Annotated in this window: 4 protein-coding genes and 1 other annotated feature; of the genes, 3 read left to right on the plus strand and 1 reads right to left on the minus strand. The window is 49.1% G+C overall.

From position 1 onward, the window contains the following. The first annotated feature begins 401 nt into the window (after positions 1 to 401). Positions 402 to 608: a binding site (T-box leader), on the plus strand. A gap of 53 nt (positions 609 to 661) precedes the next feature. Both leuS and OCU21_RS11095 read left to right on the plus strand, forming a co-directional pair. Next, entirely contained in the window at positions 662 to 3076 is a 2415-nt protein-coding gene (gene leuS / locus OCU21_RS11090) for a leucine--tRNA ligase (RefSeq protein ID WP_261807467.1), read from the plus strand. A 572-nt stretch (positions 3077 to 3648) separates the two neighbouring features. Continuing rightward, positions 3649 to 4446 (plus strand): Cof-type HAD-IIB family hydrolase, encoded by a 798-nt coding sequence (locus OCU21_RS11095; protein WP_261807464.1) that lies wholly within the window; start codon positions 3649 to 3651, stop codon positions 4444 to 4446. Between the two features lie 40 nt (positions 4447 to 4486). Here OCU21_RS11095 and OCU21_RS11100 read toward each other — a convergent pair whose 3' ends face one another. Next, positions 4487 to 5743 (minus strand): M20/M25/M40 family metallo-hydrolase, encoded by a 1257-nt coding sequence (locus OCU21_RS11100; RefSeq protein ID WP_261807465.1) that lies wholly within the window; start codon positions 5741 to 5743, stop codon positions 4487 to 4489. A gap of 124 nt (positions 5744 to 5867) precedes the next feature. Here OCU21_RS11100 and OCU21_RS11105 point away from each other — a divergent pair, with 124 nt between their 5' ends. Further along, complete coding sequence (locus tag OCU21_RS11105) at positions 5868 to 6227, plus strand: hypothetical protein (protein ID WP_261807466.1); 360 nt, start codon at positions 5868 to 5870, stop codon at positions 6225 to 6227. Positions 6228 to 6633: the final 406 nt, after the last annotated feature.

Genomic DNA, 6633 nt, shown 5'->3' on the forward strand with positions numbered 1-6633 from the left:
TTAATTTGCTTAAAACGGTTGAGCGGGCGGAGTGGAGTGTGGCGGGTAAGATCGCCGTGAAATTGGTCTTAGTGGCTTTGCCACTTAGACCAAGGCCTGATTTTAAGACTCGCAAAGCGAGGCTTAAAACAGCGCCCACAGCGAACTCACCCGCCACACGCAACGCAGCCCGCGGCCAACGTTGGAACGGAACAGACGTTTACAGCGAGCTGACCCCGAACCACGCAGTGAAAGTTACGGCCAATATATAGAAGATTAGCGATCACACTCGCCACACGCAACGCAGCTCGCGGCCAAGATTGCCACAGAAGGAACGCACATCCTTTTCAGTTGCACGAAGGCGTCGAAAAAAGGTGATCAAGCCTTGCTCTTTATAGTCATCTTGGTGTATATTAAATAGTAACAACATAACGAGTCACAGGACTAGTAATCGGAAATTTGCGCTCAGCGAGTAGGCGGCCAGTGCGAGCCTATCGCAAATCATGATGAACTCACCTGCGAAACTTACCGTGAAGACAGTAGCGGTAGGCGTGGACCAGCGTTAATGGTTAGAGGGTCGATCAGAAATCGGCTAAAGTTAGGTGGTACCACGGTCGCGCGTCCTATAAGCAATTGGCTTATAGGGCTTTTTGTTTGCGGAAAATGAATAAAAGGAGTGCGTATTTTGTATAATCATACGACAGTCGAAAAGAAATGGCAGAAACGTTGGCGGGAAAACCAACAATTCAAAACCACAGAGGATCCTAATAAAAAGAACTTTTATGCCTTGGATATGTTTCCTTATCCTTCTGGACAGGGGCTTCACGTTGGCCATCCCGAGGGTTATACGGCGACAGATATCATTGCCCGGATGAAACGGGCGCAAGGTTTCAACGTTTTACATCCGATGGGTTGGGACGCATTTGGGCTGCCAGCGGAGCAGTACGCTTTGAATACGGGGCATCAACCAGAAGAATTCACCGCCAAGAATATCGCCAACTTCAAGCGCCAGATCAATTCATTGGGCTTTTCCTATGATTGGGATCGGGAAGTCAACACCACTGATCCGGAATTCTATCGTTGGACCCAATGGATCTTTGAGCAAATGTATCAAAAGGGCTTGGCATATGAGGCGGAAGTCGCGGTCAACTGGAGTCCGGATCTGGGCACGGTCGTCGCCAACGAAGAAGTGATCGATGGCAAAACGGAGCGTGGTGGCTTTCCGGTTTATCGGAAGCCCATGCGTCAGTGGATGTTGAAGATCACTGCTTACGCGGAGCGCTTATTGAATGATCTGGATCTGGTCGATTGGCCCGAAAGCATCAAAGATATGCAGCGGAACTGGATCGGTCGCTCTGAAGGCGCCGAGGTGACGTTTGCGATCGCGGATCAGCCGAATCTTGATTTCAAAGTTTTCACCACCCGAGCGGATACCTTGTTCGGCGCAACTTATATCGTGATGGCGCCGGAACATGAACTGGTCGATCAGATCACCACGGCGGCTGCGCAGGCCGCAGTTGCCGCTTACCAAGAAGAAATCAGCCACAAAAGTGATCTGGAGCGAACAGATCTGAACCATGACAAAACGGGGGCGTTCACCGGCGCCTACGCGATCAATCCGGTCAATGGCCAGAAATTACCGATCTGGATCTCCGATTATGTTTTGGCTAGCTATGGCACCGGCGCAATCATGTCGGTGCCCGCCCATGATGAGCGCGATTATGAATTCGCAACGAAGTTCCAGTTGCCGATCATTCCAGTGATCGAGGGTGGCGATGTCACTCAAGCCGCTTATACTGGTGACGGCGTCCATATCAATTCGGACTTTTTGGATGGCTTGGATAAACAAGCGGCCATTGACAAGATGATCGCTTGGTTAACGGAAAAAGGTGTGGGCAAGCAGCAGGTCAATTATAAATTGCGTGATTGGTTGTTCAGCCGGCAACGTTACTGGGGCGAACCGATTCCGGTGATCCATTGGGAAGACGGGGAAACCACTTTGGTTCCCGAAACCGAGTTGCCTTTGCGTTTACCGAAAGAAACGAACATCAAGCCATCAGGCACCGGCGAGAGTCCTTTGGCCAACTTAACCGATTGGGTCAACGTGGTGGACGCCAACGGTCGCAAGGGTCGCCGGGAAACGAACACCATGCCACAATGGGCTGGGTCCTCTTGGTACTACTTGCGTTACATCGATCCGCACAACAAGGAAGCGTTGGCGGATTATGATAAATTAAAGGACTGGTTGCCCGTTGATTTGTACATCGGTGGCGCGGAACACGCGGTCTTACATCTGCTGTACGCCCGTTTCTGGCACAAATTCCTTTATGATCTAGGTGTTGTGCCCACGCCAGAGCCATTCCAGAAATTATTCAATCAAGGCATGATCTTAGGGGATAACCACGAAAAAATGTCCAAATCCAAAGGCAATGTGGTCAATCCCGATGAGGTCGTTGACCAATATGGCGCGGACACGTTGCGCCTGTACGAAATGTTCATGGGCCCGTTGGACGCTTCAATTTCTTGGAGTGAAGAAGGCTTAGCCGGGTCACGGCGTTTCCTCGATCGGGTTTGGCGCTTGTTCGTCGACGATGACGACAAGTTACGCGACCGCGTCACGATGATGAACAATGGTCACTTGGACAAAGTTTATAATCAAACCGTCAAGAAAGTCACCGCTGACTATGAGCAACTGCACTTCAACACAGCCATCTCCCAATTGATGGTCTTCATTAATGAAGCTTACAAAGAAAAAGTTCTTTTCGCGGACTATGTGGCGGGCTTCGTGCAATTATTGGCGCCGATCGCGCCTCATATGATGGAAGAAATCTGGGAGAAGTTGGGCCATCACGAAAGTTTGACTTATGCACCATGGCCAACTTTTGACGCTAGTAAATTGGTCGATGATACCACCGAAGTGATCGTTCAAGTCAACGGTAAACTGCGGGCAAAATTGCAAGTTGCTAAGGATACAGCTAAAGATGTTTTACAGGCACAAGCCTTGGCCGATGAACATATTCAGGCTTTTATCGCCGATAAAAATGTGGTCAAAGTGATCGTGATCCCGAATAAGATCGTCAATATCGTCGTTAAATAAAGGCCGTTTATTTAGACGAAAACGGCGCGCTCCCACACGATCAATTGGTTGGTCACTAAGGAAAGTGGCCCGCGCCAAAGCAGTCCAAAATGAAGAGGCTCATAAATTAAAACTTTCCATTTGTCAACACTCCGCCGGAATCAAATAAACAAAGCGCAAAAAAGCGTGTTTTCTGAGAATGACGCGGTGGCCTTAGTCAACCGCAGTGTGTGTCAGAAACACGCTTTTTTGTTTTCGCCGGGCAATTATTAGGTGGAAGTCGGCCCATCTGCAATCGGAGCGGATAATTTGACGAAGGACGTTTGTAAGGTGGAGTCAGTCAATAGCTACTCGGGTCAGCTCACACAGTTTTGAAACGTGCTCACCACCCCAGCTTCTTCTGCTTAGCTACGCAACTATTCCGGAGGCAAAGACTGCCTCCAAAATAGTTGCTAGGCTAATGCTCGGAAGCTACCCGGGGTAGTGAGCACTCTGTTTTTGCTAGAAAAGTCAGAAAGAAAGTCGTTTAAAAGTCGTTTTCCCTAGATGGTCTTTGCTATAATGAGACTTTAGAACACTAGTTGAGGTGAAAGATGGATAATTTGAAATTGGTTGCTGTTGATATTGACGGCACTTTCGTCGATCATAATAACCATTATGATCTGGCCGAATTTCGGCGCTTGTTTAACTTGATGCAGGAGCGAGGTATCGAGTTCGTGGTTGCCAGTGGTAATCAGTATCCCCATTTGGCCCGTTTATTTCCAGAGGATCTTCGTGATCGACTGAATTTTGTGGCCGAGAATGGAGCCCTGACTTTGGCTCATGGACAAGAAGTCTTTTGTGGTGGATTGAGTTGGGCGACGTTGACTCGAGCAGTTGCGGCAGTCAAGGCGATCCCCGGCGCGAATTACATCGTATCTACGCCCGAAGCCGGCTATTTCCCGGTGGATTCAGACGACTTTTTCAAAAAAGAATCCGAACATTATTGTGCTAGTTTGGCCGAGTTCACCGATCTGGCGGAGATCAAAGACAAACAGATCCTGAAGTTGACGGCGCGAGTTGAGCCAGCGGAAGTTCCCCTGATCGAAGCAGCCTTCAAGGATTGGCCTGACTTGCACGTAACTAGTTCGGGCTTCGGTTATTTGGATATGATCAATCCTAAGTTACACAAGGCTTTTGGTCTGCAGATCTTAGGTGAACATTATCGGATCGCTCCTGACCAAATGGTGGTTTTCGGCGATAGCGCTAATGACCAAGAAATGTTCAAATTGGCTGGTCGCGCTTACGCAATGGCCAACGCTGAACAAATCTTACTTGATTTGACCGCTTATCGTGCACCATCAAATGAAGAAAACGGTGTCTTGCAAGTGTTGAGCCAGTTGTTGACTTGATCAACAGCTTGGTTTAGCGCCTTTTTAAGAGTACCGTTTGTTAGACGCCATCAGTCAAGGGAATCTCACAAAAATAGATTTTAGCCAGCAATTGATAAAGTTCACAGTAATCCCAGAAGTCCACCTGATTGACGTATTCGTCGATTTGGTGGGCGCTTTCGTTTCCGGGACCGGCGATGATCATAGGCAAGTTAGGATTATCTTGAATGAACTGCGACGCGTCCGTGCCGCCAGGCGCACCGAGGATCAGCGCCGATTCGTGCCAGATTTTTTGAAAAGCAGTCGTCGCGGCTTGAACCAGTGGCGCGCTTGCTGAGGTGATCACGGCGGGCTGACTGGTCAGGATCGTTAGGCTTAATGCAAGTCGTGGATCAGCGTCATTCAGATCGTTTACTAATTTGGTCAGGTCCGCCTCGATCCGTTGGTTGGGATATTCTGGGATCGTCCGGACTTTCACGTGTAATTGCGCCTGCTCGGGGATCGTATTGGGCTGCTCACCGCCACGAATCACGGTCACAGCAGCCTTGGTCGCGCCAAGCAGGTCATTTTCTACCGATTCTAAACTGGAAAAGTAGGTCTGTTGCGCTTGGTAAAAAGTCAACAGATTGTCGATGGCATTGACGCCGGAACCGGGCAGGGCACTATGGACCGCCTTCCCAGTGGCGGTAACAGAATAATCCAATGAGCCTTTATGACCACGGAAAATCAAGTGACGACCATAACGTTCAGGCGCAGTCGTCGGTAACGTGACCAGCCCACTACCGCCCAGTCGCTGTAAGACTAAAGAACTCGATGCGGTGCTGGGCTCGCCCACTACTAGAGCGCTCAAGTCACGAGCGTAACCAAGTTGAGTCAATTGGTGCGCGCCTAATTCACCGAGTTCTTCGCCAACCGTTGCCAGCAAGCGGACCCGTCCTTGAAAATGCGGGTCCTGTTTTAGCGCGATCAAAGCGACCACCATCGCGACTAAGCCGCTTTTCATGTCGGCGGCGCCACGACCATATATACGACCGGTTCGATGTTCCGGCCAAAAAGGCCCATATGTCCATAATTGCGGCGTACTCACGGCCACTGTATCTTGGTGACCAGTGAAGCCAAGGATCGGTCCTTGTTGTGGACCGATCTCGGCAATCAGATTAACGCGATTGTCATTCCCTGGTAGCGGGATCAAATGGCTGCTGATCTGATAACGGTCCAATAGGTCTCGTAAATAAACGGCCACGGCACCTTCACAGCCATTGACTGTTGGTATTTTGATCAAAGCATCTAAAATTTGTAAAGCAGTTTGCCGTTCCATCGTTATGCCCCCCATGATCATCAAATGGGTCGAGTCGCTGTCTTGATGACTTTCATTTTAATGATTTACTGGAAAAATGAAACTGACAATGCTTATTTTGGACGTCAAATCTTGACTAGTTTTATTGAAAAAATATGGTAGGGGTCCATCACCGGATTTATTTGTTGATTTGAAAAGCAGTGTTTCTGGATTTGCCGTTTTGCTTGCAGGTGTAGTTGGGTTTAGATGTGGACGCAACCGCCTCAGGGCGTTTTTAGTGGCTGGAACGCAGTGGGCATCGTTTGAAGCCAATCCGCAAAGTGCGCGGCTTGTCTTCAAAGCGAGCCTTTGTCTAAGTGGCAAAGCCACTAAGACAAATTTCACTGTTGAGCCACACGCCCTGAGGCGGTTGCTGGGCAAGCTTGAGCCTATCTGCAATCTGGGCGGAGTAGGTTACGAAGTGCTTTTGCTAGTGTGGCGGTCAAAATGCTATCACTTTAATTGATAAAGAATCTCTGACTAGTTGGCCCAATCGATTGCTCAGATTAGTACGGTCCAAGTTCTATGATACGCCATTTGGCTGGTTTCAAATTTAATTGCCGTGATTATCAAGTCAATTGTTATGGTTTGACTGTCAATACGAATTTGTGACTACTAACCATGGTCGCTAACTGCGGTGAGATTTGCCAATTTACACGCGCAGGTGTTATGGCGTGTCAGCTTAGTCTGCTTACAATTGTTGAGTAACTGCAACGGAGTGGTTCGGGGTGAGATCGCCGTGTCGTTATTCTTAGCGGCTGTGCCGCTTAGAATAAGGCTCAGCTTTGAGATTCGCGCACTTTGCGAAGCTCAAAGTGACGCCCACAGCGAGCTCACCCCGAACCACGCAGTGGAAGTTACGGCCAAGATAT

The sequence above is a fragment of the Lapidilactobacillus luobeiensis genome (genome assembly GCF_024345205.1).
In the GTDB taxonomy this organism is placed as follows: Bacteria; Bacillota; Bacilli; order Lactobacillales; family Lactobacillaceae; genus Lapidilactobacillus; species Lapidilactobacillus luobeiensis.